Origin of the sequence: Marinobacterium lutimaris, from assembly GCF_900108065.1 — a bacterium.
Lineage (GTDB): Bacteria > Pseudomonadota > Gammaproteobacteria > Pseudomonadales > Balneatricaceae > Marinobacterium_D > Marinobacterium_D lutimaris.
The window spans coordinates 1,051,447-1,073,894 of record NZ_FNVQ01000001.1 but is presented as its reverse complement, the minus strand read 5'-3'; the positions used below and the strand labels follow the sequence as shown (position 1 = coordinate 1,073,894).

At 57.3% G+C, this 22,448-nt stretch carries 23 protein-coding genes; 17 read left to right on the top strand and 6 right to left on the bottom strand.

Translation table 11 applies throughout. The annotated features are described in order from the left end of the window. Window positions 1–70 precede the first annotated feature (70 nt). The 4 genes from C4S72_RS04775 (at window position 71) to C4S72_RS04760 (ending at window position 4,337) form a co-directional block, all read left to right on the top strand. Window positions 71–1,078 carry an ABC transporter substrate-binding protein gene (locus C4S72_RS04775; protein ID WP_104001895.1) on the top strand — a complete coding sequence of 336 codons (1,008 nt, stop codon included), beginning with the start codon at window positions 71–73 and terminating at the stop codon, window positions 1,076–1,078. Beyond that, window positions 1,075–1,833 carry an ABC transporter permease gene (locus C4S72_RS04770; RefSeq protein WP_104001894.1) on the top strand — a complete coding sequence of 253 codons (759 nt, stop codon included), beginning with the start codon at window positions 1,075–1,077 and terminating at the stop codon, window positions 1,831–1,833. Before C4S72_RS04775 ends, C4S72_RS04770 begins: the two co-directional genes overlap by 4 nt. After that, a complete protein-coding gene (locus C4S72_RS04765) occupies window positions 1,826–2,464 on the top strand; it encodes an ATP-binding cassette domain-containing protein (protein ID WP_104001893.1) in 639 nt (212 codons plus the stop codon). The genes C4S72_RS04770 and C4S72_RS04765 overlap by 8 nt, the downstream gene beginning before the upstream one ends. A gap of 94 nt (window positions 2,465–2,558) precedes the next feature. Next, window positions 2,559–4,337: a PQQ-dependent methanol/ethanol family dehydrogenase gene (locus C4S72_RS04760; RefSeq protein ID WP_104001892.1), complete on the top strand. Its 1,779-nt coding sequence runs from the start codon at window positions 2,559–2,561 to the stop codon at window positions 4,335–4,337. A 334-nt stretch (window positions 4,338–4,671) separates the two neighbouring features. On the opposite strand, the gene C4S72_RS04755 is transcribed toward C4S72_RS04760, so the two are convergent. Then, entirely contained in the window at window positions 4,672–5,388 is a 717-nt protein-coding gene (locus tag C4S72_RS04755) for a lytic transglycosylase domain-containing protein (protein ID WP_104001891.1), read from the bottom strand. A 54-nt stretch (window positions 5,389–5,442) separates the two neighbouring features. Then, the gene (locus tag C4S72_RS04750) at window positions 5,443–5,760 is read right to left on the bottom strand and encodes a DUF3301 domain-containing protein (protein ID WP_104001890.1); all 318 of its coding nucleotides are present in this window, start codon (window positions 5,758–5,760) and stop codon (window positions 5,443–5,445) included. 299 nt (window positions 5,761–6,059) lie between these two features. Between C4S72_RS04750 and C4S72_RS04745 the strand changes: the two genes are divergently transcribed. Genes C4S72_RS04745 through C4S72_RS04725 form a run of 5 tightly spaced genes read left to right on the top strand, consistent with a single transcriptional unit; the run spans window position 6,060 to window position 8,422 of the window. After that, the gene (locus tag C4S72_RS04745; protein WP_104001889.1) at window positions 6,060–6,497 is read left to right on the top strand and encodes a F0F1 ATP synthase subunit gamma; all 438 of its coding nucleotides are present in this window, start codon (window positions 6,060–6,062) and stop codon (window positions 6,495–6,497) included. A 31-nt stretch (window positions 6,498–6,528) separates the two neighbouring features. Then, a complete protein-coding gene (locus tag C4S72_RS04740; RefSeq protein ID WP_104001888.1) occupies window positions 6,529–6,822 on the top strand; it encodes a rhodanese-like domain-containing protein in 294 nt (97 codons plus the stop codon). Window positions 6,823–6,839: 17 nt separating this feature from the next. Beyond that, window positions 6,840–7,271 carry an ankyrin repeat domain-containing protein gene (locus tag C4S72_RS04735; RefSeq protein WP_104001887.1) on the top strand — a complete coding sequence of 144 codons (432 nt, stop codon included), beginning with the start codon at window positions 6,840–6,842 and terminating at the stop codon, window positions 7,269–7,271. Window positions 7,272–7,304: 33 nt separating this feature from the next. After that, window positions 7,305–8,030 carry a dinitrogenase iron-molybdenum cofactor biosynthesis protein gene (locus tag C4S72_RS04730; protein WP_104001886.1) on the top strand — a complete coding sequence of 242 codons (726 nt, stop codon included), beginning with the start codon at window positions 7,305–7,307 and terminating at the stop codon, window positions 8,028–8,030. 56 nt (window positions 8,031–8,086) lie between these two features. Further along, window positions 8,087–8,422, top strand: coding sequence for a 4a-hydroxytetrahydrobiopterin dehydratase (locus tag C4S72_RS04725; RefSeq protein WP_104001885.1), 336 nt, complete (start codon window positions 8,087–8,089; stop codon window positions 8,420–8,422). A gap of 5 nt (window positions 8,423–8,427) precedes the next feature. Here the strand turns inward: C4S72_RS04725 and C4S72_RS04720 are convergent, their stop codons facing one another. Together C4S72_RS04720 and C4S72_RS04715 are read right to left on the bottom strand one after the other, a co-directional pair. Then, on the bottom strand, window positions 8,428–9,555 hold the full coding sequence (locus tag C4S72_RS04720) for an alpha/beta hydrolase (RefSeq protein ID WP_104001884.1): 1,128 nt from the start codon (window positions 9,553–9,555) through the stop codon (window positions 8,428–8,430). A gap of 98 nt (window positions 9,556–9,653) precedes the next feature. After that, window positions 9,654–11,849, bottom strand: coding sequence for a TonB-dependent siderophore receptor (locus tag C4S72_RS04715; protein ID WP_104001883.1), 2,196 nt, complete (start codon window positions 11,847–11,849; stop codon window positions 9,654–9,656). A gap of 376 nt (window positions 11,850–12,225) precedes the next feature. On the opposite strand from C4S72_RS04715, the gene C4S72_RS04710 reads away from it, so the two are divergent. After that, a complete protein-coding gene (locus C4S72_RS04710) occupies window positions 12,226–13,092 on the top strand; it encodes a helix-turn-helix transcriptional regulator (protein ID WP_160115443.1) in 867 nt (288 codons plus the stop codon). 156 nt (window positions 13,093–13,248) lie between these two features. Here C4S72_RS04710 and luxS read toward each other — a convergent pair whose 3' ends face one another. Next, a complete protein-coding gene (luxS, locus tag C4S72_RS04705) occupies window positions 13,249–13,761 on the bottom strand; it encodes an S-ribosylhomocysteine lyase (RefSeq protein WP_104001881.1) in 513 nt (170 codons plus the stop codon). A gap of 487 nt (window positions 13,762–14,248) precedes the next feature. Between luxS and exaC the strand changes: the two genes are divergently transcribed. From exaC to C4S72_RS04660, 7 genes are all read left to right on the top strand, one after another. After that, window positions 14,249–15,769 (top strand): acetaldehyde dehydrogenase ExaC, encoded by a 1,521-nt coding sequence (exaC, locus tag C4S72_RS04695; protein ID WP_104001879.1) that lies wholly within the window; start codon window positions 14,249–14,251, stop codon window positions 15,767–15,769. 488 nt (window positions 15,770–16,257) lie between these two features. Then, entirely contained in the window at window positions 16,258–16,329 is a 72-nt protein-coding gene (gene pqqA, locus C4S72_RS04685; RefSeq protein WP_003243383.1) for a pyrroloquinoline quinone precursor peptide PqqA, read from the top strand. Between the two features lie 85 nt (window positions 16,330–16,414). Beyond that, window positions 16,415–17,347 (top strand): pyrroloquinoline quinone biosynthesis protein PqqB, encoded by a 933-nt coding sequence (gene pqqB / locus C4S72_RS04680; protein ID WP_104001877.1) that lies wholly within the window; start codon window positions 16,415–16,417, stop codon window positions 17,345–17,347. Window positions 17,348–17,356: 9 nt separating this feature from the next. Next, complete coding sequence (gene pqqC / locus C4S72_RS04675) at window positions 17,357–18,127, top strand: pyrroloquinoline-quinone synthase PqqC (RefSeq protein ID WP_200826669.1); 771 nt, start codon at window positions 17,357–17,359, stop codon at window positions 18,125–18,127. Continuing rightward, window positions 18,124–18,420, top strand: a complete 297-nt coding sequence (pqqD, locus tag C4S72_RS04670; protein ID WP_104001876.1) for a pyrroloquinoline quinone biosynthesis peptide chaperone PqqD — start codon at window positions 18,124–18,126, stop codon at window positions 18,418–18,420. The genes pqqC and pqqD overlap by 4 nt, the downstream gene beginning before the upstream one ends. Further along, window positions 18,392–19,612, top strand: coding sequence for a pyrroloquinoline quinone biosynthesis protein PqqE (pqqE, locus tag C4S72_RS04665; protein ID WP_235009045.1), 1,221 nt, complete (start codon window positions 18,392–18,394; stop codon window positions 19,610–19,612). Before pqqD ends, pqqE begins: the two co-directional genes overlap by 29 nt. Then, window positions 19,584–21,446 (top strand): S9 family peptidase, encoded by a 1,863-nt coding sequence (locus tag C4S72_RS04660; RefSeq protein ID WP_104001874.1) that lies wholly within the window; start codon window positions 19,584–19,586, stop codon window positions 21,444–21,446. The genes pqqE and C4S72_RS04660 overlap by 29 nt, the downstream gene beginning before the upstream one ends. Window positions 21,447–21,505: 59 nt before the next feature. Here C4S72_RS04660 and C4S72_RS04655 read toward each other — a convergent pair whose 3' ends face one another. After that, a complete protein-coding gene (locus C4S72_RS04655) occupies window positions 21,506–22,378 on the bottom strand; it encodes a MurR/RpiR family transcriptional regulator (RefSeq protein ID WP_104001873.1) in 873 nt (290 codons plus the stop codon). Window positions 22,379–22,448: the final 70 nt, after the last annotated feature.

Below are 22,448 nucleotides of genomic sequence, written 5' to 3'. Positions count from 1 at the left end.
GTAGTATGGGGTAGAGTGACGCATCCAATTAGCGTGTGGGATAACCCATAACTCTAATAAGAGCGTCACCATGGCTACACTGTTTCGCATCCTGATTTTGCTGGCCCTCTACCTGCCTGCGGCGCTTTATGCAGCGAAAGACGCAGCTGCGAATGAGCTACCCAAGGTGCGGGTCGGCATGCTGCAGTTTGGCACCGCCCACTGGGAATTGGCTCATATACAGCAGGCAGGACTCGACCGGAAACACGGCTATAAGCTGGAACTTCTGCCCCTGGCCAACAGCTCCGCTGGCCGTCTTGCACTGACCGCCGGCAATGTGGACTGGATCGTCGGTGATTGGGTCTGGGCTGCCGAACGTACTCTTCAGGGCGCGCCTCTCAGGTTTATTCCTTTCTCCACTCGCATCGGCGAAATCATGGTACCCACCGATAGTGGCATCGCTTCGGTAGCTGATTTGCGTCGCAAGCGAATTGGAGTGGCAGGTGGTCCTCAGGGTAAAAGCTGGCAGCTGCTTAACGCTGCAGCGGCAAAGCAGGGGATCGACCTCGCGCAAGCGGCGGAAGTGAGTTTCGGTGCGCCGCCTCTGCTGAGCCGAGAGCTCGAAGCGGGGAGGCTCGATGCTCTGCTGACCTTCTGGCATTTTGCCGCCCGGTTAGAAGCGAGCGGGCAGTTCAAGCCGGCGATCAGCGCCGTTTCTATCAGTGAGTCGTTGGGCCTCGACAGCCGTCTGCCGTTACTTGGCTACCTGGCAAATCAACAATGGGTTGTTGAAAATCAAACGCTTGCATCAAACTTTGCAAGTTCTATCTACGCTTCAAAATCTGACCTGCGTGAGGATAGACCCTGGGAAACCCTGCGCCCGCTGATGCGGGTGAACGACGATGCGTCATTCCAGGCGCTGCGTCAGGGCTATCGTTCCGGGGAGCCCGAGGCGCTTCTCAGCGCCGCCATGCTGGAATCGGCTAACCGCGCCTGGCCCTATCTGCGGCACGAGAAACACCCCCTTCCTTTGGCCATTTTTCAGGGGGTTAGTCAGGGGCAGGGGTTAACTCTCTACCAGAGTAAGGCCCAACAATGAGCAGTCGTCTGCGTGATTATCTGGCGGTAACCGCCGGGTTGGTCTGCATCTGGCAGTTGGCTGCGACCCTGATTGCCGATCCGATGCTGCCCGGGCCTGTTGCCGTGTTTCAGAGCATTGTTACCGAATGGCGCAGCGGCGCTCTGCTGCATCATCTCGGCGTCACGCTCAGGCGGGTCACCATCGCCTTTGTCTGTGCGATGATTCTAGGGACACTGCTGGGTTGGGTGATGGGGCGTTCTCTGCGCGCCAATCGACTGCTGGATCCCTTGCTGCTGCTGTTTCTCAACTTGCCAGCCCTGGTGGTGATTATCCTGCTTTATGTCTGGATGGGGCTGGTGGAGGCCGCCGCGGTTCTGGCGGTTATCGTTAACAAAGTGCCCAACGTGGCTGCGACAATCCGCGAGGGCGCACGAAGCCTGGACCCTCAGCTCGAGGAGATGGCCGAGGCTTACCGTTTCACCCGCTGGCAGCGCATCCGCGATCTCTGGCTGCCTCAGCTTTTCCCCTACCTGATGGCGTCCATGCGCACCGGTCTCGCGCTGATCTGGAAGATTGTACTGGTGGTTGAACTCCTGGGGCGCTCGGACGGCGTTGGCTTTCAGCTCCATCTGGCGTTTCAGCTGTTCGATGTAACCTCGATTCTGGCTTACAGCTTCAGCTTTATCGCCATCGTGCAGCTGATCGAATGGGGAGTGCTGCAGCCGTTGGAAAAGAGGGCACGGCGCTGGCAGGGAGAGATGCAACATGCTTGAGCTGGAGCTTGAAGAAAAAGGCTATGACCAACGCCTGCTGGGCAACCTGAATCTGCAGATATCGGCGGGGGACAGGCTGGCGCTGGTGGGGCCATCCGGCTGCGGCAAGACCACGCTGCTTAATATTATTGGAGGCCTCGACAGGGCGTTCAAAGGCCAGCGCAGACTTGCGGACCCCGAGCCGAAGATCGCTTATATGTTTCAGGAACCGCGGCTATTGCCCTGGCGTACGGTGGAGCAAAACCTGCGTATGGTGTGCTCATGCCGGAATCAGGCGCTGGATCTGCTTGATGAGGTGGAGCTGCTGGATGCGGCCTGCCGTTATCCGCGCGAGCTCTCTTTGGGTATGGCCAGACGGGTGGCGCTGGCAAGGGCGTTGGCGCTGGAGCCGGATCTGCTGCTACTCGATGAACCCCTCGTCTCCCTGGACCCGTCAACCGCCCTGCGGATGCTTCGGCTGGTCGAAAAACTGCTTAGAAAGCGCCCGAAGATGGCGCTGGTACTGGTCTCCCACAACCCGGATGACGCAGATCGGATCGGCGCTCAACTGCTGCAGTTCGATACCGTCACCGGCGAGGTATTACTACCAAATAACGAGAAAACTGCTTCGGCCGGTCAGTTGTTGGTTTAGCGGCCGCCATCAAAAATAGCTTCAGAATCGGGATCAGCTCCCGGTTGCACGGGAAAACCCGAAACTAATAAGAATTATCCGCAAGGAGATCAAAATGAAACGAATCGGGCTCAGTACAGGCTTTGCAGTGACTGCCCTGGTTGCAGCGATGTCTACGGCCAGCGTTGTCCAGGCCGGTGTCACCGACGAAGATATTTTGAACGACCAGATGACCACGGAGGATGTGGTCACCAACGGACTGGGGGTTCAGGGGCAGCGTTTCAGCCCTTTGACCAAACTGAATTCCGATAACGTCCAGGAGCTGCGCCCGGTATGGTCCTTCTCCTTCGGCGGTGAAAAACAGCGTGGTCAGGAATCCCAGCCGCTGGTGAAAGATGGTGTCATGTACGTCACCGGTTCCTATTCGCGCGTTTTCGCTGTTGACGTTAAAACCGGCGAAGAACTCTGGGAATACAACGCCCGTCTGCCGGACGGCATCATGCCGTGCTGTGACGTGATCAACCGTGGTGTTGCGCTGTACGGCGACCTGGTGATCTTCGGTACCCTGGACGCCAAACTGGTAGCCCTGAACAAGGACACCGGTAAAACCGTCTGGAAGAAAACCGTAGCTGACTACCAGGAAGGTTACTCCCTGACTGCAGCGCCGATGATCATCAAGGGTAAGGTCATTACCGGTGTATCCGGTGGCGAGTTCGGTGTGGTCGGTAAGGTCGAAGCCTACGACGCTACTACCGGCGACATCGTCTGGACCCGTCCGACCGTCGAAGGCCACATGGGCTACGTCTACAAGGATGGCAAGCAGGTCGAAAACGGTATCTCTGGCGGTAAAGCCGGCGAAACCTGGCCGGGCGATCTCTGGAAAACCGGTGGCGCCGCAACCTGGCTGGGCGGCTACTACGATCCGGACACCGACACCATCCTGATGGGTACCGGTAACCCGGCTCCGTGGAACTCCCACATGCGTCCGGGCGATAACCTGTTCTCCTCTTCACGCCTGGCAATCGATCCAAATGACGGCAGCATCAAGTGGCACTTCCAGTCCACGCCGCACGATGGCTGGGACTTCGACGGTGTGAACGAGCTGATCTCCTTCGACTATGAAGATGGCGGCAAGACCGTAAAAGCAGCGGCGACCGCTGACCGTAACGGCTTCTTCTACGTCCTCAACCGTGAAAACGGCGACTTCATCCGTGGCTTCCCGTTCGTCGACAAGATCACCTGGGCCAAAGGCCTGGACGACAAGGGTCGCCCGATCTACGACGACACCAACCGCCCGGGTAACCCGGCTGACGCTGAAAAAGGCGAGGTGGTGAAATCTGCTCCGTCCTTCCTCGGCGGCAAGAACTGGATGCCGATGGCCTACAGCCAGGACACCGGTTACTTCTACGTGCCGTCCAACGAATGGGAAATGGACATCTGGAACGAGCCGATCAACTACAAGAAAGGCGCGGCTTACCTGGGTGCTGGCTTCACCATCCATCCGATCAACGAAGAATACATCGGTGTTCTTCGCGCCATCGATCCGAAAACCGGCAAAGAAGCCTGGCGCTACGAGAACTACGCTCCTCTGTGGGGTGGCGTTCTGGCAACCGCGGGTAACCTGGTATTCACCGGTAACCCAGAAGGCTACCTTATGGCATTCGACGCCAAATCCGGCGAGATGCTGTACAAGTTCAACACCGGCTCAGGCATCGTCGGCTCGCCGATCACCTGGGAAATGGATGGCGAACAGTACGTCTCCGTGGTTTCCGGCTGGGGTGGTGCGGTACCGCTCTGGGGTGGCGAAGTTGCCAAGCGCATCAAGCACCTGAACCAGGGTGGCTCGGTCTGGACCTTCAAACTGCCGTCTTCGGCAGAGATGGCCAGCCGCTAATATCTACACGCAGTAGCTAAAAGGGCCTTCGGGCCCTTTTTGCGTTTCGGCGTAATGACCGTTTGCATGGGGGACGCCGTGAAGTGGGCCATAGTAGGAGCGACGACCCCGTCGCGATCAACCGCCGCGGCTTTGGATTACTGCGGCACGAGGTTCAATCGGCGCGAGGGCGCGCCTCCTACTTTCGAGACAGAGCTATGTTGTTGAGGACCAACCAATCTCTGGGATTGTAGGAGCGACGCCCCCGTCGCGATCAACCGCCGTGGCTTTGGATTACTGTGGCACTAGGTTCAATCGGCATGGGGTCGTGTCTCATACTTTCGAATTGTGGCGGTTACTGCACCTGCGCGTAGCGCTTCTGCAAAATACCAACGCGCTCGACATACGCCTTGGTCTCGGCGTAGGGCGGCACGCCATTGTATTTGGCGACCGCGCCGGGGCCGGCGTTATAGGCGGCGGTGGCGAGGGTGGTATCACCCTTGTAGCGTTCCAGCAGAGCGGCCAGATAACGTACGCCGCCGCTGATATTTTCCTGTTCGTTCAACGCATCTTCCACGCCCAGGTCTTTTGCCGTGCCGGGCATCAGCTGCATCAGTCCCATGGCGCCCTTGTGAGAGAGGGCTTTGGGGTTGAAGGCCGATTCGGCGTGGATCACTGCGCGTACCAGGGATGCGTCGACACCGAAGGTTTTAGAGGCGGTGGCCACGGCGTTGCTGAAGGCTTCGCGGTTGAGCGGGGTGGTGTGCCAGTCGATGGTCGATCCCGGGGCGCAGGCGTAGCAGTCGAACCGGAGGACGTCGTACTCGCGGATATGCAGGGGGCGCTCATCGGTGAAGGCGAGGATACCGTCAGGGCGACGATACTTGTAGATAGTCTCGTTACGGTGGCCACCGGAAAGTCGTTTGCTGGCTTCCTTCGGGCTCATGTTGGTGTATTCCACCCGGCCATCGGGATGCACGATGCGACGTATACCCTCAGCCTCGACTGTTGTTGATAGGAGGCTAAAACCGATCAATGCGGCAAGTGTCAGGGTGGGGAGACTCTTTTTCATACCCGGATATTAGTGGCTCTGAATTTAATTGACCAGATTATCTGAGGTAACAGGCTACCCGATTCGGTGGGGTGAAACATTGAACCCGGTCACCTTGTGGCCAAGAGTTATGATCTCGCCGGAATAACGTTCATCGCCAGTAGAGGTGAACTCGAAGTGATAGCGGCGCCAGACCCGGATCTTGCCGTCATCGGCACGCTTGAGCCATAGCGCCCTCAGACCGACACTTTCATCGAGCAGCTGCAGATCCATCTTTTCACACTGCCGGCGTACCTCGCGCAACGCGATCTCCCGAACCTTCTGGCCCTGCCACCAGATCAGACAGAGACACCCGGTCAAAAACAGCCAGAACAGGTCTTTCAGCTCGAGCATCACTCTTTTTCCCTATCTTCTATTTGGCTGGGATTTTTCTAACGCTTTTACGCACTATTTTTCTAAGCAAAGGCGGCGATGATAGACGATTCGAAAGCACCGTGCATTGGGCAGATACACCACAGCCAATACAACCTCGTTTGTAGGCTTTGTAACAGAACCGACTTCTTTGGTATCCCCGTCCTATTGCCCATATTTGCCTAAGCTTATGATTTATATCAATTATCTTAAAACATTGATCTGTGGCAAATGTTTTGCTCCCTGCTTAGTGAAGCTACGAACACTCAGGAGGGAATGTTATGGCTCTTTTCATCGGTGCATACCTGCCGGATCGCCGGCTTGACGATACCCCGTTCAGCAAAGCCCTGACCCGCGTGGCGGCCGGCCTCGCCAAACTGCGACAGAACACGGTTCAGAGCAGTGCCCCCAACGTGGATCTGCATTTCCTCATGCCCGGTCAGTCTGAACTGCCAGGGTTTGAAGGGATGCGCTTTCACTCATACGACCCCGCTTCCCGAACGCTGCGTATCGAATCCTCGGTGCCAGGCCGGATGCTGGGTTCCACCCACGCCGAAGCCTTTGTTATCGCCGCAATGCAGGATGCTATAGATAACGCCAAGGAGTTCTTCACCAGTCAGAAAGCGGACTTCACCAGCGAAGAGTACTTTGAACTGGTCGACCGTCTGATCGGCGTGCCGATGGAAACCGTCAGCTACACCTCGACCACTCTTAACTGATTCCCCAGGCCCGCCACAGAGGAGACCAGCTATGAGCAAGTTCAAGACGATTACCGTCAGTGAACTCAAGCCGATGCTGCAGCAGAGCACCCCCATGGTGCTCGACTGCCGCGATGTGAAAGATTACCGCGCTGGCCATATCGAAGACGCACTGCATCTGCACGAGGGGCTGCGTGAAAGCCTGCTGATGAAGGGCGACAAGGCTCGTCCGATGGTGATCTATTGCTACCACGGCCACGCCAGCGAGCATGTGGCGGAGATGTTCAGCGATTTTGGCTTCACCGACGTATACAGCCTCAAGGACGGGTACGCTGCCTGGCAGTGAGCCCGGAGGAGTCCTCGATGACAGATGTGCAATGGCTCAAGGAAAACCACCTCGAGAGCGCGACCGCGCCCAATTCTGACGGCGACAGTGCTCTGATCCTGGCCGCCCGCCAGGGGCGCGCCGACATACTGATGCAGTTGCTCGCCGACGGTGCGGATATCTTTGCCTTGGACGGTTACGGCAACAATGCGGTCTGGGCCGCCTGTTACGCCGAATCGGAAGGCTGCGTGCGCGAACTGATCGCGGCTGGATGCGACCCCAACTATCGTAACCCCGCCGGCAATACCGCCATGGCCTACGCCGCTTCCAGTGGTAAGGATGGCCTGGTTCATCTGCTGCTGGAACTTGGCGCGGACCCCAACATCGCAAACGATGACGACATGACACCGCTGGATCTGGCCGCGAGCCTGACCAGCTTCAAACTGCTGCGCGCGGTCTGTGCCGCCTGAGGCCCACCTGACGCCCACTTTAGGAGATAAGCGATGGAAGCTCTGGATCGTGAACTGGCGCTGCGTATAGCGTTGGCCAGCCGGGTGCTGCCCGGTGTCGAACTTGGCGAACTGCTGGATATCCTGCATGAAAGGGTGGGTTCGCCGCTGGATGACGAGGCGCTGAAGCGTGTCACCGTTACCAACCTCAAAACCGGTATCGGTAGCCTGGACGGCGAAGAGGACGGCGAGGATATCGGCATCGGCCTTGAGAATATCAAGCTGGCGGTGCGTTATCTCTGGGGCGAAGAGGCGGATGAGAACCTTCCGGAGATTTTGCCCTATCGTGAGGGGGATCTGCCGGGATCGATCCGGGTGGCTGTCGCGTCCAACGCCGGCAACCTGCTCAACGGGCATTTCGGTTCCTGCATCCGCTACCTGGTGTATCAGCTCTCCGCTACCGATTATCGACTGGTTGATATCCGCTCGGCGGTGGATGCGGACAATGCCGCCGACAAGAACCAGTTCCGGGTGAACCTGATCCGCGATTGTCAGGTGCTGTTCGTGCAGACCATGGGTGGTCCTGCAGCTGCCAAGGTGATTCGGGCGGATATCTATCCGATCAAGGTGCCGGATGTGGTCGAGGCGCCGCAGAAACTGGTTGAGTTCCAGAGCGTTTTCGCGGCGCCGCCTCCCTGGTTCGCGAAGATTCTTGGGCTCGACGCAGAGGCGCGTAAACGCTTCCGCTCCGAGGAGCAGGTGCTCGAAGAGGAGGTCTGATTCCAGGCTTTCATCTACACTGACCTCCCTGAAAAACCAAGATTGAGGAGGTCAGTATGTCTCTGGCAGAAAAGCAGTGTGTCCCTTGCCGCGGCGGCGTCGATCCCCTAAGGCGTGAAGAAGCGCAGGAGATGCTGGGACAGTTACCTGATTGGACATTATCTGACGACGCGGGTCGCATCAGCCGGGCTTTCAGCTTTAAGAACTTCGCTGAGGCCCTGGCGTTCGTAAACCGTGTCGGAGAGATCTCCGAGAAGCAGGATCATCACCCGGAAATCAGTTTTGGCTGGGGCCATGTGGAGATCGAGATCTGGACCCACAAGATCGGCGGCCTGCATGAAAATGATTTCATACTGGCCGCCCGTATCGATGGCTTGCTGGGCCAGCCCTGAAGGACTTAATGCGCCATCTTACCCCTGGGTTCAATCGGCTGATCCGGATAGTAATGCTCCAGAAGCTCCTTGAATAAGGGTGTCTGATCACTCGCCGGCAGCCGTTGACTCAGGTAGGCCCACTGAAACTGAAGGTCGGGACGTTCCGGTTTTATCTCGGCGCCGAGCCTGTGGCTCAGCACCCTGTAACCGTTGATCACCTCCGGGCTGTTTGGCCCATTTGCAGTCAGGCCAATTCTGTAGCCGTAAAAGAGCCATGCCAGGCTTTGCTCCAGTGCCGGTAATACAACGCTAGAGTGGTCCGTTGCCGGGTAAAAGGTGCTCAGTACCCGGTCTGCATCGCCTGCGCTCAGGCTCTCACCCAGCGCCTGAATCAGGTCTCGGTGCAAAGACGACATTCCAAGGCCCGGTGTGAACGGATTGTCGCTGGCGGCGATAAACAGCGCACCGCGCTTTGTACCCTCGTCATCACCTGTTTTCAAATCCGCTTCCAACTGGCGATAGTAATCTGGGTAGTCAAACCAAAGGCTGGGGTCGATGGCGACAAAGGCGTTGAAATCACGTTTGTCCCGGTAGGCTTCAAGAGTCATCAGGCCGCCGAAGGAGTGACCCGCCAGAATACTCAAATGAGAGGTCGAATAATCTTGCTGGATCCGTGGCCTAAGTTCCTTGTCGATAAAATCGAGAAAGGCCGTGCCGCCACCGGTGCGCGCATACGCGGGGGAGCCGTTCTCGCCGTTGGGCAGCAGCAGGGTGTGGGTCGGGGTGTAGTTGCGCATCCGGTCGCGGTTATCGAGCCCCACCAGAATCAGATCTGGCATGCTTGGCCAGATACCGTCGGTGAGTCCTTCAATCACTCCCAGCGTTTTCAGGTAGTGCTCCTGGCCATCAAACAGGTAGAGCACAGGGTATGCTTTGGCTGGATCATAATGCTTTGGAAGAAATACGCTGTAGGACTGTTCCTGGTCGAGCCGTTGCGAGTGAATAGTCCGCTCAATGCCGAGGGTGGCTGCTAGGGTGCCATTAGGGTTAGCGGTTGGCGTAGTTTCAGGTTCGGCATAAACACCTGTTGTACTAGCCAGGCACAGCAACAATGCGGAGCAACCCTGGCGCAGTATCCTGTTAAATCGCATTTTATTTCCTGGAAACGAGAACAGCGCTCCCGTAAGGAAGCGCTGTTACTGTGCAGAGCCAGCACTGAAGGGGATAAGCACCAGCTCTGTTATTAAGTTTAGAAGTCGTAGCGCAAACCTGCGACAACGCTTCGCGATGGACCGTAGAAGTTGAACGTGGTCGGGCTGCCGACACGGGAGTAGTACTCGCGGTCAAACAGGTTGTTCACGTCCAGGGTGGCCTTCAGGTTCGGAGTGATCTGGTAACCCACCTTGGCGTCAAATACCGCGTAGCCCGGTGCTTCCAGTTTCACTCCGCGGCTGAGAGCGGCGAAATCGCTCATGCCGGTAACGCCGGCGCCCAGGGAAAGGCCCGCCAGCTCGCCGTTGTAGAAGGTGTACTTGCTCCAGAGCGATGCCTGGTGAGTCGGCATCATGATGAAGCGGGAGTTGACGTCACCTTCCAGGGTATCGGTATCCATGTAGGTGTAACCCGCCATCACATCCCAGCCCGGCATCAGCGTGCCGCTCACTTCGATCTCGCCGCCGGTAATGCGGGTCTCGCCTGAAGCGACGTATTCGCCGCTATTGGGAACCTCTTCAAAGGCGCGGTTCTTGTCGTACATCCTGAACAGGGTAAAGCGGGAGTTCACCAGACCACCGTAGTAGCTGCCCTTGATACCGATCTCATACTGTTCGCCTTCACGCGGATCGATCAGGTCACCGTTACTGCCAACTTCGGTCTGCGGCTTGAACACCTCGGAGTAGCTGGCGTAGAGCGAGTGGTTATCGCTCAGGTCGTAGACCAGGCCTGCGTACGGAGTGATCTTGGCATCATGATCCTGATCATCTGTGGACTTCGCGCCGGTCGCCAGGGTTGTCGTTGTGGACTCGCCCTCATACCAGCTCACGCGAGCGCCACCAATCAGCGCCAGATCCTGAACCGGTCTCAGCGTCAGCTTGGAGTAGATCCCGGTTTCACTCTCTTCGCTCTCGTTGTTGGTGCTGTAGTTTGTCTCCGGTTTCGCCACTGAAGAGGGATCGAAGTCGAATACGTTGATACTGGCGAGGCCGCGGAAGCGCGCCTCTTTATAGGCGGTGTCATAATGTTTGTAGTCGCCGCCGACAACGAATTCACTGACGTTACCGAAGGTTTCAAACGGTTGGCTGTAGCTCGCATCGATGGAGTAGGTGTCCTGCTCAAAATCGCGCGCCAGACCCACCAGGCTGGTGTTTCCGTCTGCATCAACACCGGCGCCCGTATACGCATAGATAAAGTCTGTATCGCGCTGAGAACCGCGCAGGGCGATGTGTCCATAGCCACCGTTATCAAAGCGGTGGGTCAGTTCGGCGAACAGGTCGGTCATTTCGCCTTCAAAGTTGTTCCAGTCCGCGCCGACGAAGGTGCTTTCGTCTATATCCAGCAGTGAGCCATCGGCATAAGAAGGCAGGCCATTTGAAGGAGTCAGGTCACGGGTTTGATGCAGCACACCCAGTGAGAGCAGGGTGTCATCGGACAGGTCGATATCCAGCGCCCCGTAAAGCGTCTGGTCTTCGCTGTCGTTGTAATCCACCTCACCGTTGCTCTGCGAGCTATTGGCGACAAAACGACCGCGCACGCTGCCCGACTCATTCATCGCGCCGGAAAGATCCGCCTCCAGCATGCTGGTATCCCAGCTGCCATAACGGCCGGTCAGGTGGCCCTGAAACTCTTCGGTGGGGCGCTTGCGCACCAGGTTGATGATGCCGCCTAGTTCGCTGGTGCTGTTAAACAGACCAGAGGGACCGCGCATGATCTCGACGCGGTCAAAAGCCGACAGGGAGGGCACAGTACCGAAGATACTCGACATGGGCGCCGGCAGTCCGTTGATATTGGATTCGTCGTACTCATAGCCACGGGCAAAGATTGAGGAGCGGCCGCTGTCGTTGGTCAGCGTTCTCAGGCCCGGGGTGTATTTCGCCGCATCATCGAGGGTAACGAACTGCCGGTCATCGAGGTAATCGCGGGTCAGCACCGTGATCGATTGCGGAATATCGCGCAGCGACGCCGGGGTCTTGGTGCCCACCGTGGCGGCTTCGACGTTATATCCCTCTGTCTGCTCTGACGCTTCCATGTCGTAGAGCTTGTTTCCCTCTACCGTCAGGGTCTCCAGACGGATCGATTCGCTGGCGGCGCCGACTTCGGCTGCCAGCGCGTTAAGCGGAAAGGGCGCGCAAAGACCTGCCAGCAGAACCAGCTTGGCTGTCTTTAAACGACGGGGGCTCAAGTAACCGGGAGCCAGGCTGCACGCCGGGCGTTTAGTAACGTAATCCATAATCATCCTCGATGATGAAGCGCCTCTGAAACAAGGCTACAACTATAAATACGACATATAGTGCAAATGATAACGAATTGCATTAAATGCGTTTAGAGAGCATTATTTCAGAACCTTGGCCCCGTATCCTTTGCGAAACTCTCAGACTTTTTTGCGTTTCGCTCAAAGTGAAGCGGCCCAGGGAACCGGTAAGCATTTTTCTACAGGTATCTGAATGCAGCTCACTTCCGTCTCCTCAGAGCTCTCTTCACATAAGAGGTCACATAACAGGTCGGCTCCTTGCCCAGGCCTTAACCACGGGGACCTGCTCAGTAACGCCTCGGCCCATGTTCAGAACTACCAGCTCTCGGCCAGGCGCAGCCATAAGAGCCCGATTTTGCTGGGACATCTGGCGACCGAACAGCTGCAACCTGGACTGCAGCTGCATATGGTGGATGCGACCATTGCCCAGCCGTTCGGTTTTGAGGCCGAGCTGGAACCCTGCCTGAAGGTGTCGATCGTGCTCAGAGGGCAGACGCGCCTGAGTTACGGCACCCGGCATCTGGATATGGGGCCAGGCTTTGGTCGGCGGGAAGGAAGGGGTGCATCGGTGGCAAATGTCATCGCGCTCAATGAGAGGGAGGGCTTCTCCCAACAGGCGCGGGAAGGGGATATCCGCCGCTCGCTGACCCTGTCACTATCGCCGGTTTGGCTGGAACAGCAGGGACTGAACTCCGAGGAGGTTGCGCGATTTTCCGCCAGTCATCTTAAAACCCTGGAGTGGCAGTTACCCGAGGCGATCCATCTGCTGGCGGATCAGCTGTTCGCTTATACCGCGCAGGATGCAGCCGCAAGACTGGTTAGAGAGGGATTTGCGTTGAGCCTGGCTGGCGGCTTGATCAGCAGGATTAACAGTGGAGAGGAAGCAGCAGGGCGCCAGGCCAGCGATACCTCCCGCAGAGGTCAGAGATTATTGGAACTGTTGCACAGCGGTGAGGCGGATCTGCTGTCGATGGCACAAATCGGAGATCGGCTTGGAATGAGCGCGGCGACGCTGCAGCGTCATGCCCGTAATACGCTGGGGATGAGCCTTAACCGTTATCTGCGTACCCGGCGTCTGGAAAAAGCCTATCGGGCGCTGGCCTCACAGCAGATGGGTATCGCTGAAGCTGCATTATTGGCGGGGTATGGTCATCCGGCGAACTTTACCACCGCGTTCCGGCGCCAGTTTGGTATCTGCCCAACGGAGTTGAACGGGCATTGAAGCGGAGTCAGGGGAGTAGGAGCGACGCCCCCGTCGCGATCACCCGTCCGGGTTCTAATAACCACCGGACGGGGTTCAATCGGCGCGGGTCGCGTCTCCTACAGCGGGGTGCCACAGACCAACCGGTAGGAACGGCCCCCCGTCGCGATCAAGCGCTTAGCTGTGTTCTTTCAGGAACTCTTCATCCAGATCCAGTTCGGCGTTGATGTTGATATCGATGCCGCGGTCCAGAATGTTTTTCGCGATGCCCTTGGCTTCATCCAGAGAGTGCATGGTGTAGGTGCCGCACTGGTACTGGTTAAGTTCAGGGATGTCAGCTTCGGCCTGCACGTTGAGAACATCTTCCATCGCTGCGCGCCAAGCTGCAGCTACGTCTTTCTCACCCGGAGTTCCGATCAGGCTCATGTAAAAGCCGGTACGGCAGCCCATGGGGGAAATATCAATAATCTCTACGCTGTCGCCGTTCAGGTGATCGCGCATAAAGCCTGCGAACAGGTGCTCAAGGGTGTGAATCCCTTTCTCGGACAGGATCTCCTGGTTCGGCAGGCAGAAACGCAGATCGAACACAGTGATAGCGTCACCCTTCGGGGTGTTCATGGTCTTGGCGATACGCACTGCCGGCGCATGCATGCGGGTGTGATCGACGGTAAAGCTGTCTAGGAGAGGCATAGATGATCCTTTCAGAGTCGATATGGATAGAGATTGGCTAAACGGAAATTATATCGTTTATCCGAGCGTTTTGCTCGGGATGGAATCACTCTGCTCAAGAGCCTTGCCAAGAGGTTCGCTAAGCAAGCCCGTCAACAGCGGTTTGCCGCCTTTGCGGGTATTGCGCTGGGTCAAACAGAGTGGCGAAAGTGGGTCTGGCTGAAATGCCAGCTGCGAGTCTTCAAGCCCGCGACAACCAAGGTCTTAGGCCGGTAAGCAACGGTTTCAGGACGATTTTTACAACTTTAAGGTGCTATTGACTAAATCTGGTCTAGCCTTGATTTTGCTCGGGTCGGTCGAAAAAACCTACTACCAAAGTACCCGTTTTTCGACTCAAAGGGACGATACCGGCACTGAAACGGCAGACCTAAGATGCCAGTGTCGAATCACAGAAAGACTTCGCGTTAACTGCGGAGTCAGGGAAATAAAAACAAAGAGGCTTACGACAATGATCTACGCACAGCCCGGTACAGAAGGTTCAGTAGTAACTTTCCAGCAGCGTTACGGCAACTTTATCGGTGGCGAATGGGTTGCACCGGTAAAAGGCCAGTACTTCACCAACATCACTCCTTGCACCGGCGAAGCGATCTGTGAAATTCCGCGCTCCACCGCCGAAGATATCGATCTTGCCCTCGATGCCGCTCACAAGGCAAAAGACGCCTGGGGCCGCACCTCCGTTCAAGAGCGCTCCCTCATTCTGCTGAAGATCGCCGACCGCATCGAAGCTAACCTGGAAAAGCTCGCTGTCGCCGAAACCTGGGATAACGGTAAAGCCGTTCGTGAAACCCTCGCAGCAGACGTGCCGCTTTCCGCTGACCACTTCCGTTACTTCGCCGGTTGTATCCGTGCGCAGGAAGGCACCATCGGCGAAATCGACGAGCACACCGTTGCTTACCACTTCCACGAGCCGCTCGGCGTCGTTGGTCAGATCATCCCGTGGAACTTCCCGCTGCTGATGGCTGCCTGGAAGATCGCTCCGGCCCTGGCTGCAGGTAACTGCATCGTGCTCAAGCCGGCCGAACAGACTCCGGCTTCTATCCTTGTACTGATGGAAGTGATCAGCGACCTGCTGCCGGCAGGTGTGCTGAACGTGGTTAACGGTTACGGCGCAGAAGCGGGTCAGGCGCTGGCCACCAGCACCCGTATCGCCAAAATCGCTTTCACCGGTTCCACCCCGGTCGGTTCCCACATCCTTAAGTGCGCCGCCGAAAACATCATCCCGTCTACCGTAGAACTGGGCGGCAAGTCGCCGAACATCTACTTCGAAGACGTGATGGATCATGAAGACAGCTTCCTGAGCAAGTGTGTTGAAGGTACCGTGCTGGCATTCTTCAACCAGGGCGAGGTCTGCACCTGCCCGTCACGCCTGCTGGTTCAGGAAAGCATCTACGAGAAATTTATCGGTCTCGTCATTGAGCGTATCGGCCAGATCAAGCGTGGCAACCCGCTGGACACCGAAACCATGGTTGGCGCTCAGGCATCTCAGGAGCAGTACGAAAAAATCCTGGGTTACCTGGATATCGGCCGCGAAGAGGGCGCAGAGTGCCTGATCGGTGGTGCAGCCGAGCAGCTGGGCGACAAGCTGAACAGCGGCTTCTACATCCAGCCGACCCTGCTGAAAGGCCGCAACGATATGCGCGTTTTCCAGGAAGAGATCTTCGGCCCGGTAGTAGCGGTCACTACCTTCAAAGATGAAGCTGAAGCCCTGGCGATCGCCAACGACACCGAGTTCGGTCTGGGTGCAGGCGTATGGTCACGCGACATGAACCGTTCTTACCGCATGGGTCGCGGTATCCAGGCGGGTCGAGTCTGGACCAACTGCTACCACGCTTACCCGGCACACGCTGCCTTCGGTGGTTACAAGAAGTCTGGTGTAGGCCGTGAAACCCACAAGATGATGCTGGATCACTATCAGCAGACCAAGAACCTGCTGGTCAGCTACAGCACTGATCCGCTGGGCTTCTTCTAAAAGCTGCCAAAAATCTATCTGCTTTACCGAGATAAAGATTTTAAACGGCTTTAAGAGGAACAACAGAACCTCTCTGTGCCCTGCAGTGCATCCTCAGGGTTCTGAAGGAGGCGAGTGACCGCCTCCTGAGGTTTGGGGCTTTACCCCCACGAAGTCTCCGCCCTGTTTGTTAGTTTGCAGGCACTCTTATCGGCTCCCTCGGGAGCCGATTTTTTATGTTGAGCCGCTGTTGTAGGAGGTACGCCCTCGTGCCGATTAGGCTGGCAGGGTAGTGCTTCAAAGCCGCGGCTATCGCGACGGGGGCGTCGCTCCTACGATTCTTGGTGAACCTGCGGTCCTGGATAGAGGCTGTCATGTTCAAACGTCGCTCCGGCTGCACGACCACCTACCTTTTCGGGGCGGAATTAGTTCCAAAGTACCATATTGGCGGGTTCTCACTGCTCCTATGATCAGGGGTGTCGTTAAACAATAAAAACGAGGAAAACATTATGTGGACTAAACCTGCTTACACTGACCTGCGCATCGGCTTCGAAGTCACCATGTACTTCGCAAACCGCTGAGCGACCGATCAGAGATAAAGCTGCCGGCGCCCGCCGGTAGCCTTGCTTCAAGCCCCTAGAACCAGACTCAGGGCACACAATAATAATGAAAATACAGATTCTGGGTTCAGCTGCCGGCGGTGGCTTCCCGCAGTGGAACTGCAACTGCGACAACTGCACCGGCGTCAGAAACGGTACGTTGAACGCCAAACCCCGCACCCAATCTTCTATTGCGGTCTCCAGCAACGGCGTTGACTGGGTACTCTTTAACACCTCACCCGACATTCGCGCCCAGCTGGCGGACTTTGCACCTATGCAGCCGGCCCGAGCCAAGCGTGATACCGGTATCGGCGCCATCGTGCTGATGGACAGCCAGATCGATCATACTACCGGCCTGCTGATGCTGCGTGAGGGTTGCCCTCATGAGGTCTGGTGTACCGATATGGTGTACCAGGATCTGACCACCGGCTTCCCGGTGTTCAACATGCTGGAGCACTGGAATGGCGGCCTGAACCGCAAACGAATTCCGGTGGACGAAAGCGTCAACCGCTTTACCATCGAATGCGCACCGGGCCTGGAATTTATCGCCGTGCCCCTGCGTTCCAGCGCGCCCCCTTATTCGCCGCATCGCAACGATCCGCACCCCGGTGACAATATCGGCATGTTGATCCGCGATACCGGCAACGGAAAATCCCTGTTCTATGCTCCCGGCCTTGGCCGGATTGAATCGCACCTGCCGACCATCATGTCCGAAGCGGACTGCCTCCTGGTGGACGGCACGCTCTGGCGTGATGATGAAATGATCCACGCCGGTGTTGGCGACAAGCTCGGTGTTCATATGGGGCACCTGTCGCAGACCGGCGAAGGCTCAGACGAGGAGGGCATGATTGCTTTCCTCGATACCTTAGAAAAGCCGCGCAAAGTGTTGATTCACATAAATAATACCAACCCGATACTGATCGAGGACTCGCCGGAGCGTGCTGAACTGGCGCGCCACGATATCGAGGTTGCCTACGACGGTATGAGCATAGAGTTGTAGGAGACAGGCATGAATATGCAAGCAGCCAAGATCGATGCACCGCTGAGCCGCGAAGCGTTTGAAGAAGCTCTGCGCGCCAAGGGCGACCTGTACCATATCTACCATCCTTTCCATGTCGATATGTACGAGGGACGCTCAACTCCCGAACAGATCCGCGGCTGGGTCGCCAACCGCTTCTATTACCAGATCAACATCCCACTGAAGGATGCCGCGATCATGGCGAACTGTCCGGATCGTGAAGTGCGGCGCCATTGGGTGCAGCGTATTCTCGATCATGACGGCTACGATGGCGCGGTTGGTGGTATCGAGGCCTGGCTGCAACTTGGTGAGGCGGTGGGTCTGACCCGCGAAGAGATCCTGTCCCAGGAACACGTGTTGCCGGGCGTGCGTTTTGCCGTGGATGCCTACGTAAACTTTGCCCGCCGTGCAGGCTGGGAAGAGGCGGCGAGCTCATCGCTGACCGAGCTGTTTGCACCAACGATCCACCAGTCCCGCCTCGATACCTGGCCAACTCACTATCCCTGGATCAAGGAGGAGGGCTACAAGTACTTCCGCAATCGCCTGAGTGAAGCGCGCCGCGATGTGCAGCAGGGGATGGAGATCACCCTGGATTTCTACAAAACCCGCGAGCAGCAGCAGCGGATGCTGGAGATCCTTCAGTTCAAGCTCGACGTGCTCTGGAGCATGCTCGATGCGATGACAATGGCCTATGAGCTCGACCGTCCGCCTTATCACACAGTTACTCGTGACAGGGTCTATCACAAGGGGCTGTTCCGATGAGCAATCAACTAAATTCTGCAGTGAACGGATCAGGTCAGATTCCGGCGCTGGAGCGGATGTTCCGCTTCCAGTGGGAGCCCGCTCAGCAGGCCTACGTACTGCTTTACCCTGAAGGCATGGTGAAGCTGAACCAGAGTGCCGGCGAAATTCTGTCACTGGTGGATGGCGAGCGCTCCGTGGTCGATATCTGCGCGGCATTGATGGAGCGCTTTCCCGATGCCGGTGACCTGAGCGGCGATGTCCTGGAGTTTATGGAGGTGGCCCGTGAGCAACGCTGGATCCACTACCGCTAATCATTTGGCAAGAGAAGCACGCCCCCATGGTCAGCCCCTATGGCTGCTGGCCGAGCTGACCTATAAATGCCCTTTGCAGTGTCCGTACTGCAGCAATCCCCTAGATTTCGCTGGCGCCGGTGCGGAACTCAGCACTGAAGAGTGGATCGATGTGTTTCGTCAGGCCCGCGCCATGGGGGCTGCTCAGCTCGGCTTTTCCGGGGGAGAGCCCCTGGTACGCCGTGATCTGGAAACGCTGATTGCCGAAGCGCGTCAGCTTGGCTTTTACACCAACCTGATTACCTCAGGTATAGGTCTTACTGGGCAGCGCATAGCGGCGTTTCGCGAGGCGGGGCTCGATCATATCCAGGTCAGCTTTCAGGCCGCCGATGAGGAGGTCAACAACCTGCTGGCGGGCTCCAAGAAGGCGTTCGAGCAGAAGCTGAAAATCGCCCGCGAGGTTAAAGCCCAGGGTTATCCCATGGTGCTTAACTTCGTAACGCATAAACACAATATCGATCGCATCGACCGGATTATCGAGCTCTGCGTTGAGCTGGAAGCAGACTATGTCGAACTGGCCACCTGCCAGTATTACGGCTGGGCCTATGAGAACCGTGAGGACCTGCTGCCGACCCGCGCCCAGCTTGAACGTGCCGAACGGATCACCAATGAGTACAGGGAAAAGCTTCAGGCCGAGGGCAACCCGGTCAAGCTGATCTTTGTCACCCCGGATTACTACGAAGAGCGGCCGAAGAAGTGCATGAATGGCTGGGGCGAGATCTTCCTTACCGTCACGCCGGACGGCACCGCCTTGCCCTGTCACAGCGCCCGCATGCTGCCGCTGGAATTCCCCAATGTGAAAGACTCGAGCATTGAGCAGATCTGGAACGAGTCCACCGGTTTTAACTACTTCCGTGGCGACCACTGGATGAAGGAACCCTGTCGTTCCTGCAGTGAAAAAGAGCAGGACCACGGCGGCTGCCGTTGTCAGGCATATATGATGACCGGTGATATGCACGCGGCGGACCCGGTGTGCGGCAAGTCGCCGGATCACGGCCTTATCCTGGAGGCGAGACAAGCGGCGGAAGCTGAGTATACTGAAAGCAACATCACCTTCAGGAACGAGCGTAACTCCAGGGAATTTGCGAAAGGCGCTCGAGGTCAGGTAGAGGATCCGCGTGTTTTTGCCCGATCAGGCAGTCCAACCGATTAGTGCGACCGACGCGGTCGCATCCTTTCATCAGTATTCGTCACTGTGCATTTTTCGCGGCCGCACCTATGGGGTTCGTTACGACGCGGAAAAGGGGATCAACCAGCTCTGCAGGTTTGAAAGCCATCATGCGGTGTCGCTGTTGCCGGAACAATTCAGCGTACGCAGCAAGGTGCATTCTTATGGCGGTGGTGCCTGGTGTCGAGGGCGGGATCAGGCGTTTTTCGTCAATGATTCGGATCAGCAGATCTGGGTGACCAGCCTCTCCGGTGCGATCGCACCGCGAAAACTGACCGCCTATAACCGCACGCGAATGGCGGATCTGCAATATGATGAGGTGCGTCAGCGCCTGATCTGTGTTTGCGAGACCAGCAGCGACCGGGGTAACGAACCCGCCAACTATCTGAGCGCAATCACGGAAGAGGGGCGGTTAACGGTATTAGCAGAGGGGGCCGACTTTTACAGCTCCCCAGCGCTGAGCCCGGATGGGGCGCAACTGGCGTGGATAGAGTGGAATCATCCCTATCAGCCCTGGGACCGGACCCGGTTGATGCTGGCCGATATTGAACCCAACGGGCGTTTGGTACAGATACGTCAGGTATCCGATATCGATGCCGCCTGGGCGCAGCCGAAGTTCTCGCCATCCGGCAGTTTGCATGCAGTGGTCGATCGTGACGGCTGGTGGAGTATCGAGCAGCTTAGCGGCGCAGGCTTTGTACCTCTGCAGGGCGAAACGCCCGCCCAAACCGAATTCACGACCGCACCCTGGCAGTTTGGCCTGAGCACCTATGGATGGGCGCCAGGTGGCGAACTGATCGCGATAGGTCAGAGTCGCGGTTATTCCCGGCTGTTTGTTCATAAGGCGGGCCAGTGGCAGCAGCTCTATATCGATCAGCCCGCTGCGCGACTGCATTCACTGGTATTGGAAGATAGCCACTGCAGCTGCGCCGCCGAGTTTACCAACCGCATGCCTGCAGTTCTGCACCTCACCATCGATAACCAGACCGCCACGGCGGCAAGCGCAACCCTGACCGGAGGCGAAACGCCGGATTACCCTGTGACAGCACCGGAATCGCGCATCGCTGCCAGCAAGGCAGGGGATCAGATTCCCTATTTTCTCTACCGGCCCACGCCGCTTGGCTCCGAACCGCTGCCGTTGATCATCTACACCCATGGTGGACCCACGGCGATGACCGCGCCGAGTTTCCGGCCGGCGATCCAGTTCTGGCTGCAGCGCGGTTTTATGATCGCCGATGTTAACTACCGCGGCAGCACAGGCTTCGGCCGTGATTTTCGCATGCAGTTGGCCGGGAGCTGGGGCAAAGCGGATGTGGAAGATGTAGAAACGGTGGCTGGAGCATTAGTCAGCGAGGGCGTTGCTGATTCGGGCGCGCTGTTTATTCGCGGCAACAGCGCCGGTGGCTATACGGTGCTGAGTGCGCTGGCGAACTCCGATCTGTTCAGCGCCGGTGCCAGCCTTTACGGTGTTTCGGATCCCCGTCGTCTTAACGATATCACCCACAAATTCGAGTCGCGTTATCTGCATTGGCTGATCGGTGATCCGGAGCTTGAATCCAGCCCCTATAACGAGCGTTCCCCACTGCATAACGTCGATAAGATCAACGCGCCGGTGATCTTCTTCCAGGGCGAGGAGGATCCGGTGGTGCTGCCGGAACAGACCCGCAGCATGGCGCAATCCCTGCGTGAGCGGGCTATTCCAGTAGAGGAGTATCATTTTGCCGGCGAGGGCCACGGTTTTCGCAAAGCCAGTAACCAGGTAGAGGTGCTCGAGCGTGAGTTGTGTTTCTATCGCCGCCTGATCAATCAGGAGCGCTGAACCGGATCAAACAGACGTCCGAGAGCAGGTCATAGCACTGGCCAGAAGATAGGCCTGGATCAGAATAGATTCAGATGCTGGGCCAGCTGCAACCACTCCTTGGTTCGCCGCCCGCTGTCCTGGTTACGGTGCGCAACCTGGTCGCAGAGCATATTGGTGGTCAGCACCAGTCCCCAGGTAGACTCAAGAAACAGTCCTGTTTTCGACTTTGCATGGATAATGTACGGCGTGTAATCCCGCGCCCAGTAGCAGAATTCGTCGGTAAGAATCACCAGTTTGATTCCCTTGGCTGCGGCGATCTCACACAGCTTTCGCCCTTCCTGGGCGTAGGGCACCACATCGATCAGTACCAGTACCTTGGGGTTCTCCTGCGGTTCACGGTTATCGCTGATCCACTCACCGAGCATGCTTTCATGGGCCGAAAGGTAACGCACCTCATGCCGCGCCAGTGACAGCCGGCGGCTGAAATCTTCCGCTATACCACGCACGGTTTGAAAGCCGGAAACATAGACCTGGCTTGCCGAGGCGACGCAATCCACCAGTCCCAGCCAGGTGTCCGACTGGAACTGCTCGAACAGATCGACCAGTGTCTGCAGGTCCTTGTTAAAGATCGGCTTGAGGGTTTCATCGCTCAGCGGTTCTTTGCCGGAGCGCTCCTCGACCGCCAGCGTATCGTCCTGCAGTACCTCCTGTTTGAGCTCGACGATGCCCTTGTAGCCGGCGCGTTTCAGGAAGCGGCTTACGGTAATCGGGCTGACCAGTGCCTTTTCAGCAATGGAAGCGCCCGTTTCATAGGCGATGCGATCCAGGTTAAGCAGGATGTATTGGGCCACTCGCGCTTCTGACGCAGATAGGCTCGGCAACAGGCCGTGAATGTTGTTCGCGGTGCGGCTTGAGATGTAGTCACCACTGGTTGAAAAGGTGCTGTCCAACTGTATGCCCTCAAAATGGTCACTATTTTCCGTTCATATAGGGCCGTAGTGAGTAGATCTGCCTATAGAA